This is a genomic window from Arthrobacter sp. R-11 (assembly GCF_049913155.1).
Classification (GTDB): Bacteria; Actinomycetota; Actinomycetes; order Actinomycetales; family Micrococcaceae; genus Arthrobacter.
This window is the reverse complement of sequence record NZ_CP183979.1, coordinates 2,236,392-2,254,680: the sequence shown is the minus strand read 5'-3', so window position 1 is coordinate 2,254,680 and position 18,289 is coordinate 2,236,392. Positions and strand designations below refer to the sequence as shown.

General features: G+C 66.5%; 17 protein-coding genes. 9 read left to right on the top strand and 8 right to left on the bottom strand.

Annotation, left to right across the window (positions count from 1 at the left end):
* Positions 1-98 precede the first annotated feature (98 nt).
* From ACN9M4_RS10110 to ACN9M4_RS10085, 6 genes are read right to left on the bottom strand one after another with little or no spacing between them, the layout of a single operon-like run.
* Complete coding sequence (locus ACN9M4_RS10110) at positions 99-431, bottom strand: metal-sulfur cluster assembly factor (protein WP_426297476.1); 333 nt, start codon at positions 429-431, stop codon at positions 99-101.
* Between the two features lie 13 nt (positions 432-444).
* Positions 445-1,230, bottom strand: coding sequence for a Fe-S cluster assembly ATPase SufC (gene sufC / locus ACN9M4_RS10105; RefSeq protein WP_426297474.1), 786 nt, complete (start codon positions 1,228-1,230; stop codon positions 445-447).
* Between the two features lie 43 nt (positions 1,231-1,273).
* On the bottom strand, positions 1,274-1,630 hold the full coding sequence (locus ACN9M4_RS10100; protein WP_426297472.1) for a non-heme iron oxygenase ferredoxin subunit: 357 nt from the start codon (positions 1,628-1,630) through the stop codon (positions 1,274-1,276).
* Between the two features lie 22 nt (positions 1,631-1,652).
* On the bottom strand, positions 1,653-2,954 hold the full coding sequence (sufD, locus tag ACN9M4_RS10095) for a Fe-S cluster assembly protein SufD (protein ID WP_426297470.1): 1,302 nt from the start codon (positions 2,952-2,954) through the stop codon (positions 1,653-1,655).
* Between the two features lie 2 nt (positions 2,955-2,956).
* A complete protein-coding gene (sufB, locus tag ACN9M4_RS10090) occupies positions 2,957-4,420 on the bottom strand; it encodes a Fe-S cluster assembly protein SufB (protein ID WP_426297468.1) in 1,464 nt (487 codons plus the stop codon).
* Positions 4,420-5,244, bottom strand: coding sequence for a helix-turn-helix transcriptional regulator (locus tag ACN9M4_RS10085; RefSeq protein ID WP_426297466.1), 825 nt, complete (start codon positions 5,242-5,244; stop codon positions 4,420-4,422). The genes sufB and ACN9M4_RS10085 overlap by 1 nt, the downstream gene beginning before the upstream one ends.
* 132 nt (positions 5,245-5,376) lie before the next feature.
* On the opposite strand from ACN9M4_RS10085, the gene ACN9M4_RS10080 reads away from it, so the two are divergent.
* Genes ACN9M4_RS10080 through ACN9M4_RS10070 form a run of 3 tightly spaced genes read left to right on the top strand, consistent with a single transcriptional unit; the run spans position 5,377 to position 8,088 of the window.
* Complete coding sequence (locus tag ACN9M4_RS10080; RefSeq protein WP_426297464.1) at positions 5,377-6,351, top strand: ABC transporter ATP-binding protein; 975 nt, start codon at positions 5,377-5,379, stop codon at positions 6,349-6,351.
* Complete coding sequence (locus ACN9M4_RS10075) at positions 6,348-7,136, top strand: ABC transporter permease (RefSeq protein ID WP_426297462.1); 789 nt, start codon at positions 6,348-6,350, stop codon at positions 7,134-7,136. Before ACN9M4_RS10080 ends, ACN9M4_RS10075 begins: the two co-directional genes overlap by 4 nt.
* A gap of 7 nt (positions 7,137-7,143) precedes the next feature.
* The gene (locus ACN9M4_RS10070) at positions 7,144-8,088 is read left to right on the top strand and encodes a COX15/CtaA family protein (RefSeq protein ID WP_426297460.1); all 945 of its coding nucleotides are present in this window, start codon (positions 7,144-7,146) and stop codon (positions 8,086-8,088) included.
* 139 nt (positions 8,089-8,227) lie between these two features.
* Here ACN9M4_RS10070 and ACN9M4_RS10065 read toward each other — a convergent pair whose 3' ends face one another.
* Positions 8,228-9,190, bottom strand: a complete 963-nt coding sequence (locus ACN9M4_RS10065) for a heme o synthase (protein WP_426297458.1) — start codon at positions 9,188-9,190, stop codon at positions 8,228-8,230.
* A gap of 448 nt (positions 9,191-9,638) precedes the next feature.
* On the opposite strand from ACN9M4_RS10065, the gene tkt reads away from it, so the two are divergent.
* From tkt to pgl, 6 genes are read left to right on the top strand one after another with little or no spacing between them, the layout of a single operon-like run.
* Positions 9,639-11,756, top strand: coding sequence for a transketolase (tkt, locus tag ACN9M4_RS10060; RefSeq protein ID WP_426297456.1), 2,118 nt, complete (start codon positions 9,639-9,641; stop codon positions 11,754-11,756).
* Between the two features lie 20 nt (positions 11,757-11,776).
* Positions 11,777-12,892, top strand: coding sequence for a transaldolase (gene tal, locus ACN9M4_RS10055; RefSeq protein ID WP_426297454.1), 1,116 nt, complete (start codon positions 11,777-11,779; stop codon positions 12,890-12,892).
* A gap of 5 nt (positions 12,893-12,897) precedes the next feature.
* Positions 12,898-14,529 carry a glucose-6-phosphate isomerase gene (locus ACN9M4_RS10050; RefSeq protein WP_426297452.1) on the top strand — a complete coding sequence of 544 codons (1,632 nt, stop codon included), beginning with the start codon at positions 12,898-12,900 and terminating at the stop codon, positions 14,527-14,529.
* Between the two features lie 14 nt (positions 14,530-14,543).
* Positions 14,544-16,097 carry a glucose-6-phosphate dehydrogenase gene (zwf, locus tag ACN9M4_RS10045; RefSeq protein WP_426297450.1) on the top strand — a complete coding sequence of 518 codons (1,554 nt, stop codon included), beginning with the start codon at positions 14,544-14,546 and terminating at the stop codon, positions 16,095-16,097.
* Positions 16,094-17,017 (top strand): glucose-6-phosphate dehydrogenase assembly protein OpcA, encoded by a 924-nt coding sequence (locus ACN9M4_RS10040; RefSeq protein ID WP_426297448.1) that lies wholly within the window; start codon positions 16,094-16,096, stop codon positions 17,015-17,017. The genes zwf and ACN9M4_RS10040 overlap by 4 nt, the downstream gene beginning before the upstream one ends.
* Positions 17,018-17,023: 6 nt before the next feature.
* Entirely contained in the window at positions 17,024-17,842 is an 819-nt protein-coding gene (gene pgl, locus ACN9M4_RS10035; protein ID WP_426297446.1) for a 6-phosphogluconolactonase, read from the top strand.
* On the opposite strand, the gene ACN9M4_RS10030 is transcribed toward pgl, so the two are convergent.
* Positions 17,813-18,190, bottom strand: a complete 378-nt coding sequence (locus ACN9M4_RS10030) for an RNA polymerase-binding protein RbpA (RefSeq protein ID WP_426297444.1) — start codon at positions 18,188-18,190, stop codon at positions 17,813-17,815. The two genes, pgl and ACN9M4_RS10030, sit on opposite strands and share 30 nt — an antisense overlap.
* Positions 18,191-18,289 lie beyond the last annotated feature (99 nt).

The window sequence follows — 18,289 nt, the reverse complement described above, 5'->3', positions numbered from 1 at the left end:
CCATTATCGCCCGGGATGGTTGCGATCGACGGGGGTACGACGACGGCCGGCCACCTTTCGGTGGCCGGCCGTCGTTACCAGCAGGATCTGCCGGGGGATCAGATGTTGAAGCCGAGGGCCCGCATCTGGTCCTTGCCGTCGTCGGTGATCCGCTCGGGACCCCATGGCGGCATCCAGACCCAGTTCAGGCGCCAGTCGTCCACGACGCCGTCGAGGGCTTTGCCGACCTGTTCCTCGAGGACATCGGTCAGCGGGCAGGCCGCCGTGGTGAGTGTCATGTCAATGAGCAGGGCACCGTCCTCGTCGGAGTACTTCAGACCGTAGAGCAGCCCAAGGTCAACGACATTGACGCCCAGCTCGGGGTCGATGACGTCCTTGAGCGCTTCCTCGACATCCTCGAGGCTCGTGCGCGCCGCTTTGATTTCGGTCATAAGGTGATCCTAACTAGGCCTGAACGGCAGGCGCAACGGCGACGCCTGCGCCGTCGACGTAGCGGTCGTAGCCTTCTTCTTCGAGGCGGTCGGCCAGTTCCGGGCCGCCCTCTTCCACAACCTTGCCGTCGACGAAGACGTGGACGAAGTCCGGCTTGATGTAGCGCAGGATGCGGGTGTAGTGGGTAATGAGCAAGGTGCCCATGTTGCCCGTCGAGTGTGCACGGTTGACGCCTTCGGAGACGACCTTCAGGGCGTCGACGTCGAGGCCGGAGTCGGTCTCGTCGAGGACAGCGAACTTCGGCTTGAAGAGCTCAAGCTGCAGGATCTCCACACGCTTCTTTTCGCCGCCGGAGAAGCCTTCGTTGACGTTGCGCTGGGCGAAGTCGGCGTCGATGCGCAGTTCCTGCATGGCGGCCTTGACGTCCTTGGTCCAGGTGCGCAGGGCGGGGGCTTCGCCGTCGATCGCGGTCTTGGCGGTGCGCAGGAAGTTCGTCATGGTGACGCCCGGAACTTCCACGGGGTACTGCATGGCCAGGAAGACGCCGGCGCGGGCTCGCTCGTCGACGCTCATCTCCAGGACGTTTTCGCCGTCCAGGGTGATGCTGCCGCTGGTCACGGTGTAGCGCGGGTGGCCGGCAATCGTGGAGGCAAGGGTGGACTTGCCCGAACCGTTCGGACCCATGATCGCGTGGGTCTCGCCGGTCTTGATGGTCAGGCTGACGCCCTTCAGGATCTCTTTGGTGCCCTGCTCAGTCTCGATGCTGACGTGCAGGTCCTTGATCTCAAGAGTTGACATGCTCTTCTTTCTTTCGTTCGTAAAGTCTCAGATACCGGGGCGCTCAGTAGTGGTGTACCGGGGCGCCGTTCACAACGTTGCTCACGTCCACGTAGACGTCGTCGCCGTCGAAACTGACGGCGAAGACGGGGACGGGATCGTAGGCAGGAAGCTGGAGCGGTTCTCCGCTGCGCAGGTCGAACTGGGAACCGTGGCCCCAGCATTCGATGGCGCAACCTTCGATTTCTCCCTCGGCGAGGGAGATATCCGCGTGCGAGCAGGTGTCCCCGATGGCGTGTATTTCGCCCATCGAGTCCTTCACGATGGCTACCGGGTAGTCGCCGATGAGGATACGCAGCGCCTGCTTGACCTGGATGTCGTTGGCGTTGCACACCAGCTCGCCCTGGGGCAATTCACTCATGGTCCGTTCCTGCCTGGCCGGTCTAGTTCTCGACCGCGGAGAGTTCGCGCTCGACGGCGTCCGTCAGGCGCTCTTCCAGGGCAGGAACCTTGATCTTCTGGATGATTTCGTTGAGGAAGCCACGCACCACGAGGCGCCGCGCAATATCTTCGGGGATGCCGCGTGCCATGAGGTAGAACAGGTGCTCGTCGTCGAAGCGGCCCGTGGCGCTGGCGTGGCCAGCACCCTCGATGAGCCCGGTTTCGATTTCGAGGTTCGGCACGGAGTCCGCGCGGCAGCCGTCGGTCAGCACCAGGTTCTGGTTCTTCTCGTAGCTGTCGGTGCCCTCGGCCTGCTTCTGGATCAGGACGTCGCCGACCCACACGGTGTGGGCGTCCCTGCCCTGCAGCGCGCCCTTGTACAGGACGTTGGACTTGCAGTTCGGCTGCGAGTGGTCAACGAAAGTGCGGTGCTCAAGGTGCTGGCCGGCGTCGGCGTAGTACAGGCCGAAGAGTTCGACCTCACCGCCGGGGGCGGCAAAGCGGGCCGTCGGAGTCACACGCACGACGTTGCCGCCGAGGCTGACTACGATGTGCTTGAACTTGGCGTCGCGGCCGATCTTGGCCTGCTGCGAGGAAGCATGGACGGAATCGTCGTTCCATTCCTGCAGGGAGACGACCGTGAGTTCGGCGCCGTCTTCGAGGACGATTTCAACGTTCTCGGACACCACCGCCGTACCCTCGTGGCCGAGGACAACCATGGCCTTGGAGAACTTCTCGGCAACAATCACCACGTGCTGGGCGGAAGCCTCGGAGCCCTGGCCGGCCAGGACCACGGTGACTTCGTTTTCAAGAGTGGTCTCGGCCGAAACCGTGATGACGGTGGCTTCCTTAAAGTTGGCCCAGGCGTTGGCCGAGACCCGGTCTTCGGGGATGCCCGCGGAACCGACGCGCTTGTCGTCGCGGCCCACGGTCTCGACCGTGACGCCGTCGGGCGCGGTCACGCTGACGGCCGGGGCGGCACCGGTGAGGGCCTCCGTGTGGAGTCCGCGCAGGCGGCGCAGCGGGGTGAAGCGCCAGTCTTCTTCCAGGCCGGTCAGTGCCTTGAAGTCCTCAAGCGTGTAGGAGGTCAGGCGCCCGGCGCGCGAGCTGTCCGGGACGCCGACTCCGCCGCCATGCGAGTGGCCCTTGGCGGAGCTGCCGGCGAGCGGACCGGACGACGGCGCCGCGACGGTGCCGTCTGCGTTGATCGGCGAGAGGTTCTCGCCTTCCTCGGTGAACCCGTTGATGAACGGCTGGGCGGAGGGCGCGCCGATGCGCGCCTTTTCAGTAGTGGTCTCAGTCATCGTTAACCGACGGATCCTTCCATCTGCAGTTCAATCAGGCGGTTCAGCTCGAGAGCGTATTCCATGGGCAATTCGCGGGCGATCGGCTCGATGAAGCCGCGCACGATCATCGCCATGGCCTCGTCCTCGGGCAGGCCGCGGGACATCAGATAGAAGAGCTGCTCTTCGCTGACGCGGGAAACGGTTGCCTCGTGGCCAAGCACAACGTCATCCTCGCGGATGTCGATGTACGGGTAGGTGTCCGAGCGGGAAATGGTGTCCACCAGGAGGGCGTCGCAGCGCACGGTGTTGGCCGAGTGCTTTGCGCCTTCACGGATCTGGACCAGGCCGCGGTAGGCGGCGCGGCCGCCGCCGCGGGCCACCGACTTGGAGATGATGGAGCTCTTCGTGTTCGGAGCGATGTGGACCATCTTGGAGCCGGTGTCCTGGTGCTGGCCCTCGCCGGCGAAGGCGATGGACAGGGTTTCGCCCTTGGCGTGCTCGCCCACCAGGTACACGGCCGGGTACTTCATGGTCACCTTGGAGCCGATGTTGCCGTCGATCCATTCCATGGTGGCGCCTTCTTCGCAGATGGCGCGCTTGGTGACCAGGTTGTACACGTTGGTGGACCAGTTTTGGATGGTCGTGTAGCGGACGCGGGCGCCCTTCTTCACGATGATCTCGACGACGGCCGAGTGCAGGGAGTCCGAAGTGTAGATCGGCGCGGTGCAGCCTTCGATGTAGTGGACGTAGGAGTCCTCGTCGGCGATGATCAGGGTGCGCTCGAACTGGCCCATGTTTTCCGTGTTGATGCGGAAGTAGGCCTGGAGCGGGATTTCCACGTGGACGCCCTTGGGCACGTACACGAAGGAACCGCCGGACCACACGGCAGTGTTCAGGGAGGCGAACTTGTTGTCGCCCACCGGAATGACGGTGCCGAAGTATTCCTGGAAGATTTCCGGGTGTTCCTTCAGGGCGGTGTCGGTGTCGAGGAAGATCACGCCCTGCTTCTCCAGGTCCTCACGGATCTGGTGGTACACGACCTCGGATTCGTACTGGGCGGCGACGCCGGCCACCAGGCGGTTGCGTTCGGCTTCCGGGATGCCCAGCTTCTCGTAGGTGTTGCGGATGTCCTCGGGCAGGTCTTCCCAGGAAGCGGCCTGCTTCTCGGTGGAACGCACGAAGTACTTGATGTTGTCGAAGTCGATGCCGGAGAGGTCCGCACCCCAGGTGGGCATGGGCTTCCGGTCGAAGTACTTCAGGCCCTTCAGGCGCAGGTCGAGCATCCATTCCGGTTCGCTCTTCTTTGCCGAGATATCGCGGACGACTTCTTCGTCCAGGCCACGGCGTGCGTTTGCACCGACATCGTTCTTGTCGGCCCAGCCGTACTCGTAGTTGCCGATGCCATGCAGCTCGGGATTCTTTTCCAGAATCTCCGAGATCACAGTGCCGTCAGCTACCGCTTTCTCCGCTATTTGGTCCGTCATTACGGCCTTCCTTGCTGATTGTTTGATTCTTCACGGGGCGCGACCCGGCCTTCGGGAGAAATGGTGTTCTCCTTCACGGCGGGCCTGCCGGTAGGTATATGGGTGGTGCAGACGTGTCCGCCCCGGGCGAGGGTGGAAAGCCTGCGGACGTCGACGCCGATCAGCCGGGAAAAAACGTTGGTTTCAGCGTCGCAGAATTCGGGGAAGTCGGCCGCCAGGTGCTGGATCGGGCAGTGTCCCTGGCACAGCTGCACACTCGACAGGGATGCGGGCAGCGGGGCCTTGCTTTCGATGGAAGCTGCCGAGGCGACGTATCCGTCGCGGCTCAGGGCTTTGGACAGGGCCATGGCGCGGGCGGTGATGTCGCTGCCGGCCGAATCGATCTCAGGGGCGTAGCGCTGTTCCATGTCCGCGAAGCGCTCGACGGCGAAGTCCCGCACGGCGTCGTTGCCGGCCAGTTCCTTCAGTCGGCGCAGCGCGGTGCCTGCGATGTTGAGGTAGTCGTCGCCGATCTTCGACTGGCCCTGGGAGCTCAGCACGTAGCGGCGTGCGGGACGGCCTGCGCCTGCCCCGGCTTTGGCAACCCGCTTCACCTCGATGACGCCGGAGCGTTCCAGGTGGTCGAGGTGGCGGCGGACCGCTGCGGGCGTGAAGCCAAGAAGCTCCCCAAGCTCGGCCGCACTGACAGGGCCGTGCTCCAGCACAGCGTTCAATACGCGGTCGCGCGTCCGGTCCTCCGAATCGGCGACGACGGAGGCAGCGGCCGGCGGCACCGCGACGGCGGTGCTGTGCCGCTTCGCGGGCACAGAAACAGAGCTGCTCATGGAATACACAACACAATCATGTCGTAATCTAATCCCCGCATCCAGTAAGGCAAGGCTGACCTGACGCCGGGGGGCCAGGGCGGCACCTGCACACTTGGAGCCGCCTGCTACTACTTCCCGTAGAATACTCTGGTGCGTTCCCCCGAATCCCCCGTCCTCTCGATTGAAGGACTCATCAAGGACGTCGGCCCGCTGGCCGCCCTTGACGGCAAGATGCTGCGGGTGGTCAACGGCGTCAGCCTGCATGCCGGGCGCGGGCAGGTCACCGCGCTTCTCGGTGCAAACGGTGCCGGCAAGACCACCACCCTCGAGTGCGCCCAAGGCCTCCAGAAGAGGTCCGGCGGCAGCATCCGGCTCCTGGGCGAAGACCCGGACCTGGCCGGAGCTGCCTTGCGTTCCCGCGTCGGCGTGATGCTGCAGGACGGCGGCCTTCCGCCGTCGGCCCGTCCGCTACCCCTGCTGCGCCACATCGCCGGGATGTACGCGAATCCGCTTCCGGTCGACCAGCTCGTGGAGCGGCTCGGGATCGATTCGTTCAGCCGCAGCAGCGTGCGGCGCCTTTCCGGCGGCCAGAAGCAACGCCTGGCCCTGGCGGCCGCGCTGGTCGGCAACCCGGAGGTGCTGTTCCTCGACGAGCCAAGCGCCGGACTTGATCCGCAGTCGCGCCAGATCGTCTTCGAACTCATCGCCGAACTGCGCGATTCCGGGATGGGCATTATCCTCACCACCCACCTCATGGACGACGCGCAGCGCCTGGCAGACTACGTCTACATCATCGACGCCGGCCACAACGTTGCCGAAGGAACGGTCGCCGAACTCCTGCAGCACGGCGAGCCCGGCAAGGACGGCATCGCCGAACGCACCCTGTCCTTCGACGCACCGGCGGGGCTGGACCTCCGCTCCGCGCTCGGCGCCCTGGGCGAGGGACTTGCACTTGCCGAGGACCGCGCCGGCAGCTACACGGTCACGGGCGCTCTCGCCCCGGAGCATCTGGCACGGTTGACGGCCTGGTGGGCGGAGAAGGGGATCATGCCGGCCTCGCTGCGGCTTGAGGCGCGCAGCCTCGAGGACGTTTTCCTGGACATCTCGGGAAGGGACATTCGATGAGCACCACTCCCGCCGACGGACTGGCGACCGCAGGGCGCACACCGTCGGCCCCGGCCCCCCTGCTCCGGCGGATCCTGCTCCAGGGAAAGTACGAAACCCTCGCCATGGTCCGCAACGGGGAGCAGCTGATCCTCGCAGTGATCCTGCCGCTCCTCGCGCTGTTCGGCCTGACTGTCACTCCGCTGCTCGACGGACTCGGGGCCCCCCGCGTGGACATCGCAGTGCCCGGCATCCTCGCCTTGTGCGCCATGTCCACCGCCTTCACCGGGCAGGGCATCGCCACCGGCTTCGACCGCCGCTACGGTGTCCTGCGCTTCCTTTCCACGACTCCCCTCGGCCGCACCGGACTCATTGCCGGCAAGATCCTGGCCGTGCTCGCCGTCCTGTCACTGCAGCTTGCGGTGGTCGGGGTGGTCGGAGCGGCCCTTGGCTGGCACCCGCGCCCCGAGGGCTGGCTGCCGGGTTTGACGATGCTCGTTCTGGGCGCCGCCGCTTTCACCGCACTGGGCCTGCTGGTTGCCGGGACCGTGCGTCCGGAGGCAACGCTTGCCATCACCAACCTGTTGTGGATCCTCCTCGGCGCCCTGGGCGGCATCGTGGTTCCGGCGGTGCGACTGCCCGCTGTCGCCAGCAACCTCGCCCACTTCCTGCCTTCAGGCGCCCTGGGCGAGGCCATGCGGGAAGCCTTCCTGCACGGCAGCTTCGCCCTGCCCCAATTGTTCGTCCTGCTGCTCTGGACCGTGGTGCCGGGCGCCGCGGCCGTCCGCTGGTTCAAATGGAATTGAGAGAACTGTGAACACGGCTTCCCGCCTCCCCGACATCATCCAGCGGCTTGCCGCCAGGCTCCCGCACCAGGTGGACAACACCGTGCGCAGGCTGGCCATGCTCTCGCTGGTGGGCCAGACCATCCTCGTGGTGACCGGCGGCGCCGTCCGCCTCACGTCTTCCGGGCTTGGCTGCCCAACGTGGCCGCGCTGCACCCATGATTCCCTGGTCAACACCCCCGAGATGGGCATCCACGGCTTCATCGAGTTCGGCAACCGCATGCTCACCTTCGCGCTTGCTGCCGTCGCCGCACTCATGCTGGTGTACCTGTGGAACCTGCGCAAGGAACGCCGGGACCTGTTCGTGCTCGCGCTGGGGCTGCTTGCCAGCATCCCGGCCCAGGCGATCATCGGCGGCATCACGGTCCTCACCCGGCTCAACCCCTGGGTGGTCGGCCTGCACTTCCTGGTCTCCATGGCCCTCGTGGTCCTTGCGACCCTGCTGGTGAACCGGGCCTACGGGCGCACCGGCCGCTTCATGGACCGCAGCCTCGCGGCACTTCCGGCGGTGACCCGCCCGGTGATGAACGCCGTCGCACTCTTCTCCGCCGCCGCCGTCATGCTTGGCGTTGCGGTTACGGGCGCCGGTCCGCATGCGGGCGACGCCAATGCCCCCCGCAATGACCTCGACTGGGACCTGGTCAGCCATATCCATGCCGTGCCCGCCTACCTGGTCACCGCAGGGACCGCCTTCGCAGTCTTCCTGGTCCTCCGCAAGGGCATCACGGGACCATTCCGCACCGCGGTGTTCCTGCTGCTCGGAGTCACCGTGCTGCAGGCCGTCATCGGCTTCACCCAGTATTACAACGGGATTCCGGCCCTCCTGGTCGGCGCGCACATGCTCGGCGCGGCGCTGCTCATGGCGGCATCCACCAACGCCGCCGACCTGGCAGGCTGCAGCCCGCGCAGCTAGCGCCCCCGCAGCCAGCCCCGGGGGCCTCGACCACCAAGGCCCCGGCCCCAAACGGAAGCGCCACCCGCCGTCCTCTACGGACTGCGGGTGGCGCTTCTTGGTATCAGCCGGAAAAGCCGGCGGGAACTTCCGCGGCGGCTCAGCCGCCCAACAGCGGACCGCCGACGAACGGGTCCACGGCCAAGGCGATAAACAGAAGGGTCAGGTAGCTGATGGAGCCGTGGAAGACCTTCATGGCGCCCTTGTTGGACACTTCGCCCTTCTGGGCGCGTTCGTACAGGGCGTGGGATTCGTACAGGAACCAGGCGCCCGCCAGGACGGCTGCAATGGTGTACACCCAGCCGGCGCCGCCCAGCGGAACCATCAGCAGCGAGCAGGCCACCATGGCCCAGGCGTAGAGCACCACCTGCACGGAAACCACCTTGGCTCCGGCGATCGCGCCGAGCATGGGGACGTTCGCCTTGCGGTAGTCCTCGCCGTAACGCATGGACAGCGGCCAGTAGTGCGGCGGCGTCCACAGGAAAATGACCATGAAAAGTACGACGGCGGGCCACTCCACCGTGTTCGTCACGGCGGACCAGGCGATAAGCACGGGGAAGCAGCCGGCGGCGCCGCCCCACACGATGTTCTGCGCGGTGCGGCGCTTGAGGATCATGGTGTAGATGACGACGTAGAAGACGATGGCGGCGAGGCCGAGCCAGGCGGACAGCGGGTTGGCGCCGAACCAGAGGATGGCGATAGCCGCCGCGCCAAGGATCCAGCCGAACACCAGCGCCTCGCGGGGTGAGACCTCGCCCGTGACCAGGGGCCGGTTTTCGGTGCGGTGCATCAGTTTGTCGATGTCGCGGTCGATGTAGCAGTTGAAGACCCCGGCACTGCCGGCGGCGAACGCACCGCCGACGAGGGTCGCCAGGATCAGGCCAATCGACGGGAAGCCGCGCTGGGCGAAGATCATGGTGGGCAGGGTGCTCACCAGCAGGAGCTCGATGACCCGGGGCTTGGTCAGTGCCAGATACGCCTTGAACTTCCGCGAAAAACCGCTTTTCTGGATGGCGGCAGAGGCATCGAGGTTGGTATCGCTTGTGCTCACGGTGGCAGTCACTCTGTTCTGTAGCTCTTGGTGTTCCCGCGGGGCAGCAACCGCGCCGTTCCCTGCAAATCAATTCCGGGGACCGGGGTTGCGCATGCCGCTGGCGGCCTCCGAATATCATACCGTGGCCCGGATGCACAGAAGGCACCTGCGAAACACGCATGTTTCGGAATCTTCACCCCCTCCTGGGCGCCATGGTGATTCATAAATCGGAATTTTGCGGACAAATTTCGGGAATCCCACCAACAGGCCCGTTGTCTCGGGCTAAGCTGTCAGCAGATCAGCTCGTGCAGCCTTCTGAGAAAACGCATTCTCAGAAGCCAGGGTCTGGATGATAGATCAACGATTCAATGGTGAACGGCTGGTGGACACCTCGCAGCGGGCACCGTTTCCTGCTCCGCGTCTGCTGTTCACCCCCGCCGCCGTCAGCACAGAGAGGGGCTCGGTTTACGTGCCACATTTGGAAGAGCAAGAACTGACTTGGACCAGCCTGGACCAGCGTGCAGTGGACACCGTGCGTGTCCTGGCTGCCGACGCCGTTGAGAAGGTCGGTAACGGCCACCCCGGTACGGCAATGAGCCTGGCACCGGCGGCATACCTGCTGTTCCAGAAACTGATGCGCCATGACCCGAAGAACCCGGACTGGATCGGCCGCGACCGTTTCGTCCTCTCCCCGGGCCACACTTCCCTGACCCTGTACATCCAGCTGTTCCTCTCCGGCTACGGCCTGGAACTGAAGGACCTTGAGGCGCTGCGCACCTGGGGTTCGCTGACCCCCGGCCACCCGGAGTACAAGCACACCGCAGGTGTGGAGATCACCACCGGCCCGCTGGGCCAGGGCCTGGCCTCCTCGGTCGGTTTCGCCTACTCGCAGCGCCGCCAGCGCGGCCTGTTCGACGCCGATGCTCCCGCCGGCGAGTCCCCCTTCGACCACACCATCTGGGTCATCGCCTCCGACGGCGACCTGCAGGAAGGCGTGACCTCCGAGGCATCCTCGCTGGCCGGCCACCAGGAACTGGGCAACCTCGTCGTCATCTACGACGAGAACCACATCTCCATCGAAGACGACACCGACATCGCCTTCACCGAGGATGTCCTGAAGCGCTACGAAGCCTACGGCTGGCACACCCAGCGCGTGGACTGGACCAAGACCGGCGACTACGTCGAGGACGTCCAGGAACTCTACTCCGCGCTGCTGGCGGCGAAGGCCGAGACCTCCAAGCCGTCCATCATTTCGCTGCGCACCATCATCGGCTACCCGGCCCCCAAGAAGCAGAACACCGGCAAGATCCACGGTTCGGCCCTGGGCGCCGAAGAAGTTGCCGCGCTGAAGAACGTGCTGGGCTTCGACCCCGCCAAGTCCTTCCAGGTGGACGAGGACGTCCTGGCCCACGCCCGCCAGCTTGTCGAGCGCGGTGCCGCTGCCCGGACCGAGTGGCAGGCGTCCTTCGAGGAATGGCAGTCCGCCAACCCGGAGAAGGCCGCCCTGCTGGAGCGCATCGAGGCCAAGAAGCTTCCGGCCGAACTCGACGCCGCGCTGCCGGTCTTCGAAGCCGGCAAGGACGTTTCCACCCGCGCCGCCTCCGGCAAGGTCCTGAACGCGATCGGCCCGGTGCTGCCGGAACTGTGGGGCGGTTCGGCCGACCTTGCCGAGTCCAACAACACCACGATCGAAGGCTCGCCCTCCTTCATCCCGGCGTCCCGCTCCACCGACGCCTGGACCGGCAACCCCTACGGCCGGGTCCTGCACTTCGGCATCCGCGAGCACGCCGCCGCGTCGATCGTGAACGGCATCTCCCTGCACGGACGCACCCGCGCGTTCTCGGGGACCTTCCTGATCTTCTCCGACTACCAGCGCCCCGCGATCCGCCTCGGCGCGCTCATGGGCGTGCCGTCCCTGTACGTGTGGACGCATGACTCCATCGGCCTGGGCGAAGACGGCCCCACCCACCAGCCGGTGGAGCAGCTCGCCTCGCTGCGCGCCATCCCGGGCCTGGACGTCGTCCGCCCCGGTGACGCCAACGAAGTCGCCGCAGCGTGGAAGGCCATGCTGGAGAACCACGAAAACCCGGCGGGCATCGTGCTGACCCGCCAGAACATCCCCACCTACGCCCGCGGCACCGGTGAGGCGGAGGGCGATACCTTCGCTTCCACGGCCGGTGTTGCCAAGGGTGCGTACGTGCTGGCCGAGGCGTCCAAGGACGGTGCCACCGTCCCGGCGGATGTCATCCTGATCGCCACCGGTTCCGAGGTCCAGCTGGCCGTGGCGGCCCGCGAGAACCTCCAGGCCGAAGGCATCGCCGCACGCGTCGTTTCCGTGCCCTGCGTGGAATGGTTCAAGAAGCAGGACCCGGCCTACCGCGAATCCGTCCTCCCGGCAGCCGTGAAGGCCCGCGTCTCCGTCGAGGCCGGCCTGGCCCTGGGCTGGTCCGAGTTCGTCGGCGACGCCGGGCGCTCCATCAGCCTTGAACACTACGGCGCCTCCGCCGACTACAAGCGCCTCTTCAACGAGTTCGGCATCACTGCCGACGCCGTCACCGCGGCGGCCAAAGACTCCCTCGCCGGCCTCTCGGCCTGATTTCCAAGGAGAAACACAAAATGACTACTCCCACCCAGCAGCTTTCCGACGTCGGCGTTTCGATCTGGCTCGACGACCTCTCCCGTGAGCGCCTCGCCAGCGGTTCGCTGCGCAAGCTGATCGAAGAGAAGAACGTCGTCGGTGTCACCACCAACCCCTCGATCTTCCACGCGGCCATCACCTCCGGCAGCGACTACGACGCGAAGATCGCGGAAGAAGCAGCCAAGGGCGCTTCGGTGGAAGAGACCATCTTCGAGATCACCACCACCGACGTGGCCGATGCCTGTGACCTGTTCGCTCCGGTCGCCGCTGCCACCAAGGGCGTTGACGGCCGCGTGTCCATCGAGGTGGACCCCCGCCTGGCCTGGGACACCGAAGGCACCATCGCCGAGGCCAAGCACCTCTACAAGAAGGTCAACAAGGACAACGTCCACATCAAGATCCCGGCAACCGTCGAAGGCCTCGCCGCCATCACCGCCGTGCTCGGCGAGGGCATCAGCGTCAACGTGACCCTGATCTTCTCGCTGGAGCGGTACCGCGCTGTGATCAACGCCTTCCAGTCCGGCCTCGAGCTGGCCAAGGAAAACGGCCACGACCTCTCCACGATCCACTCCGTCGCTTCGTTCTTCGTCTCCCGCGTGGACACCGAGATCGACAAGCGCCTGGACGCAATCGGCACCGAGGAAGCCAAAGCCCTCAAGGGCAAGGCCGGCGTCGCCAACGCCCGCCTGGCCTTCCAGGTCTACGAGGAGCTGTTCTCCACCGAACGCTGGGCCGTGCTCGCCGAGGCAGGCGCCCTGCCGCAGCGCCCGCTCTGGGCCTCCACCGGCGTCAAGGACCCGGCCTACCCGGACACCCTCTACGTCACCGAACTGGCGGCGGCCGGCGTCGTGAACACCATGCCGGAGAAGACCCTCGAGGCCACCTTCGATCACGGCGTCGTCACAGGTGACACCATTGCGGGCAGCTACGAGGAAGCCAACGGCGTCCTCAACGCCCTCGAAGGCCTCGGTGTGTCCTACAACGACGTCGTCGCCCTGCTGGAATCCGAAGGCCTGGACAAGTTCGTAGCCTCCTGGAAGGAACTCCTCGGAGACGTCGAAGGCGCCCTCGCATCCGCACGGAAGGCTTCCTGACCCCTATGAGCTCACTCAGCTACGACGCAAGCGGTGCCGCGCAGCAGGCCATTGAGCTGCATGTCCCGGCACTTGTTGAAGACCGGGTCGCCAGCCGGATCTTCGCGAAGGACCACACCCTCTGGGGTGCCGACGCGGAATCCGAGTCGGCGATCCGCCTCGGATGGGTGGAAGCGGCTACCGTTTCCCAGCCCCTGGTCGAAGGGATCCTGGAACTCCGGGATGCCCTGAAGGCAGAAGGCGTCACCCGGATTGTCCTGTGCGGCATGGGCGGCTCCTCGCTCGCCCCGGAAGTCATTGCCGGAACCGCCGGCGTCGAGCTGACCGTGCTGGACAGCACCGACCCCGAACAGGTCGGTGCTGTCCTCGCGGAGCGCCTCGCCGAAACCGCCATCGTGGTTTCGTCCAAGTCCGGCTCCACCGTGGAAACCGACTCCCAGCGGCGCGTCTTCGAAAAGGCGTTCAACGACGCCGGCATCGATGCCAAGAGCCGCATCATCATCGTCACCGACCCCGGCTCGCCGCTGGACAAGGCATCCCGCGAAGCCGGCTACCGTGCGGTCTTCAATGCCGACCCCAACGTCGGCGGCCGCTTCTCTGCCCTCACCGCCTTCGGGCTGGTTCCCTCCGGCCTGGCCGGCGTGGACATCCAGGCGCTCCTGGACGAAGCGGAAGAGACAGCCGAAATCCTCCGCGAGGATTCCGAGGACAACATCGGCCTGCGCCTGGGCGCAGCGCTGGGCGGCACCTCCCCGCTCCGCAACAAGATCGTCATCGCCGAAGACGGCTCGGGCATCGTCGGTTTCGCCGACTGGGCCGAACAGCTCATCGCCGAATCGACCGGCAAGCTCGGCACCGGCGTGCTGCCCGTCGTCGCAGGTCCTGCTGCCCCCGAGATCGGCAGCGGTGCCGACGACGTCCTCGTGGTCCGCCTGGTGGGCGCCGATTCCGACGTCGAACTCGGAGCGAACGAAGCCGCGATCGCAGGTGGCCTGGCCACCCAGATGTTCGTGTGGGAGTTCGCCACCGCGGTGGCCGGCCGGCTGCTGGGCATCAACCCCTTCGACCAGCCCGACGTCGAGGCCGCCAAGGTGGCCGCGCGCGGCCTGCTTGACGCACGCCCCGAGCCCACCCCGGCCGACTTCACCGACGGAGCCATCGAGGTGCGCGGCGGCGAGTGGCTGGGCGCTGCGGCCACGGTTGAAGATGCCGTGAAGGCACTGCTGGCCCAGCTCGGCCAGGACGGCTACCTCAGCGTCCAGGCCTACTTCGACCGGATTGCCTATGCTCCCTTCGAAGGCGTCCGCGACCAGCTCGCTGCCGTCAGCGGCCGCCCGGTGACGTTCGGCTGGGGCCCGCGCTTCCTGCACTCCACCGGCCAGTTCCACAAGGGCGGTCCGGCCATCGGCTCGTTCCTGCAGATCACAGCGGCCGGCTCCGGGGATGTCGAGATCCCGGAGCGTCCCTTCACCTTCGGTGAGCTGATCACGGCCCAGGCCGCAGGAGACGCCCAAGTCCTCGAAGACCACGGCCGTCCGGTCCTCCGCCTGCACCTTGTTGAACGGAGCGCGGGTGTCGCCCAGCTCCAGGAAATCGTCGCCGCGCTGGCCTCCCGGGCCACCGCGCTCGAAAGCTAAGGCACAATTCCAACATGCCAGAAACTGAAAACGGCAGGAAGACTGCCGTCCGCAATCCCCTGCGGGATCCGCGCGACCGGCGCCTGAACCGCATTGCGGGTCCGTCGTCGTTGGTGTTCTTCGGAGTCACCGGCGACCTCGCCCGGAAGAAGCTCATGCCGGCCGTCTACGACCTCGCGAACCGGGGGCTGCTGCCCCCGAGCTTCGCGCTGGTCGGCTTCGGCCGCCGCGACTGGAGCAACGAGGACTTCGCCAACGAGGTGCGGGAGAACGTCAAGGCGCACTCCCGCACCCCGTTCGACGAGGCCGTCTGGAACCAGTTGTCCGAGGGCATCCGTTTCGTCCAGGGCGAGTTCGACGACGACGAGGCCTTCAAGCGTCTCGACGCCACGCTCACCGAACTGGATGAAAACCGGGGCACCCGCGGAAACCACGGCTTCTACCTCTCCATCCCGCCCAAGGCGTTCGAACAGGTCTGCCGGCAGCTGTCCCGCCACGGCTTGGCCCAGGCGGCGGACGGCCAGTGGCGCCGCGTTGTCATTGAGAAGCCTTTCGGCCACGACCTCGAGTCGGCCCGGAAGCTGAACGACATCGTCGAATCCGTGTTCCCGCAGGACGCGGTGTTCCGCATCGACCACTACCTGGGCAAGGAAACGGTGCAGAACATCCTGGCGCTTCGCTTCGCGAACCAGCTGTTCGAACCGATCTGGAACGCCAACTACGTGGACCACGTGCAGATCACCATGGCCGAGGACATCGGCACCGGCGGCCGCGCGGGCTACTACGACGGCGTGGGCGCAGCCCGCGACGTCATCCAGAACCACCTGCTGCAGCTGCTTGCCCTGACGGCCATGGAGGAGCCCATTTCCTTCAACGCGGACGACCTCCGCGCCGAGAAGGAGAAGGTGCTGGCAGCCGTCAAGCTGCCCGAGGACCTGTCCACGCATTCGGCCCGCGGTCAGTTCACCGGCGGATGGCAGGGCGGCGAGCTCGTCCAGGGTTACCTCGAGGAAGAAGGCATCCCCGCCGATTCCAAGACCGAGACCTACGCTGCGATCCGGCTGGACATCAACACCCGGCGCTGGAGCGGCGCGCCGTTCTACCTGCGCGCCGGCAAGCGTCTCGGCCGCCGCGTGACCGAGATCGCCGTCGTGTTCAAGCGTGCCCCCAACCTGCTGTTCCGGGACCACGGCGAGGACGACTTCGGCCAGAACGCCGTAGTCATCCGCGTCCAGCCGGACGAGGGCGCCACGATCCGCTTCGGTTCGAAGGTCCCCGGCACCCAGATGGAAGTCCGCGACGTGACGATGGACTTCGGTTACGGCCACTCCTTCACGGAGTCAAGCCCCGAAGCCTACGAACGGCTGATCCTGGACGTGCTGCTGGGTGAGCCGCCGCTGTTCCCGCGCCACCAGGAGGTCGAGGAGTCCTGGAAGATCCTGGACCCCTTCGAGGAATACTGGGCAGGCCTGGATGAGCAGCCCGAACCTTATGCTCCGGGCAGCTGGGGACCGGCCTCGGCCGATGAACTGCTGGCACGCGACGGACGAAGCTGGAGAAGGCCATGATCGTAGATCTCCCGAACACAACGACTTCCAAGATCTCGAAGAAGATCACCTCGCTGCGCGAGCAGGGCGGCGTCATCGCCCTGGGCCGGGTGCTGACCCTCGTGGTCGTCACCAAGTCCGGCCTGGAGGAAGAGGCCATCGAGGCGGCCAACGAGGCCAGCCGGGAACACCCCTGCCGGATCATCGTGCTGGCCGACGCCGGCGCTGAGGCTCCGGACCGGCTCGACGCCCAGATCCGCGTGGGCGGCGACGCCGGTGCCTCCGAGGTGATCGTGCTGCGGGGCTTCGGTTCGCTGGCCAAGGAGAGCGAGTCCCTCGTGGCCGGGCTGTTGCTGCCGGATGCCCCGATCGTGGCTTGGTGGCCGCACGGCGCGCCGGACAACGCCTGTGAAACCTCGATCGGCCGGATCTCGCACCGCCGCATCACGGACTCGGCCAACGAGCCGGATCCCGCGGCGGCCCTGGAACGGATCCGCAACACCTACCGTGCCGGCGACACCGACCTCGCATGGACCCGCCTGACGAACTGGCGCCTTCAGCTCGCCGCGGCACTGGACCAGGTGGACGACTCCCCCGTCACGGCCATCACCGTGGAGGGCGCCTCGGATTCACCCAGCACCCTGCTGCTGGCGGCCTGGCTGACCCTCTTCCTCGAGGCGCCGGTGGAGATCGTGGAAGACCCGGCCGGCACCGGCATCCGCCGGGTGCTGCTGAGCCGTGCCAGCGGCGACGTCCAGCTGCACCGCCCAGGACTGACCGTGGCCGAGCTGACCCAGCCCGGCCAGCCGGCCCAGCGTATTTCGCTGCCCCGCCGCAGCCTGCGGGATTGCCTCGCCGAGGAGTTGCGCCGGCTCGACCCGGACGACGTCTTCGGTGAAGTGATTACTATGGGACTGCCCCGCACCGACAGCAAGGAGTAGCGTTCCGTGACCGTTGAGCCCAGAGTAAGCATCCACCCCGACTCCACCGTCCTCATGGCCGCGATTGCGGCCCGGCTCATCACCAAGCTGGTCGATGTGCAGGACAAACACGGGGAAGCCACCGTCGTCCTGACGGGCGGCACCGTGGGAATCGGAACCCTCAAAGCCGTTGCGGCCTCTCCGGCGGCTCCGGCCGTGGACTGGTCCCGGGTCAACCTGTGGTGGGGTGACGAACGTTTCGTGGCCAAGGACAGCCCGGACCGCAACACCCGCCAGGCACGCGAAGCGCTGCTGTCCGGGCTGCCCCTGGATCCGGAACGCGTCCATGAGCCCGGCTCGTCGGACGAGTTCGCCTCCGCCGACGACGCCGCCGCGGACTACGCGGCCCGGCTCAAGGCGGCTGCCGAAGCCGAACACGCCGCCGACACCTCCGACAACCGCCCTGCGGAAGCCGGGGAGCTGCCACGCTTCGACGTGCTGCTGCTCGGCGTCGGTCCGGATGCACACGTCGCCTCGCTCTTCCCGGAGCAGGCAGGCATCCGTGTCCAGGACCGCACCGTGGTGGGAGTGGAGAACTCCCCCAAGCCGCCGCCGTCGCGCGTTTCACTGACGCTGCCGGCGATCAACTCGGCACAGGAGATCTGGATGGTCGTCGCGGGAGAGGACAAGGCCGGCGCAGTCGGCCTGGCCCTGGCCGGGGCGAACCCGGTGCAGGTCCCCGCGGCCGGCCCGCACGGCCGCTCACGCACCCTGTGGCTGATCGACGAGAACGCGGCCTCCCGCGTTCCGCAGCAACTAGTCCGCAAGGATCCCGCGGGAGCGTAACCTTTTCAGCGCTCCAGCCAGGACACGTTCAGCGTCCTGGCTGGAGCGCCTTTCTTTAACGTAATCGAGGTGGCTCTTGAACACTTCGTCGTCCTGGCGTTCGCACGGCGCCACGCCAGGCTCCCGGGCGGCCACGAGGCCGCACTTCGGGCAGTCCCAGCTAGGCGGGATCTGGTCTTCCGGCAGCTTAAGAAAAACAAGCCGCGTTTCGTGTCCGTTGGCGCACCAATACGGGACACGAATACGCGGCAAGTTTTCGCCGGCATTGCTGTCGGACTCGTTTTTGGGCCCTGAACCGGCGGCTACGCCGGCTCTGGTGCCCCGGAAACCTTGGGTGCCATGAACCATCGTCAAGCTCCTTGAGAGTCGGCTGCATCGCGGGAAGCCACGCAGCCAAGTCTAATGCCGGGAGCCCGACGGCGGCAGTGCCGGTTTCCGTCGCAGGAT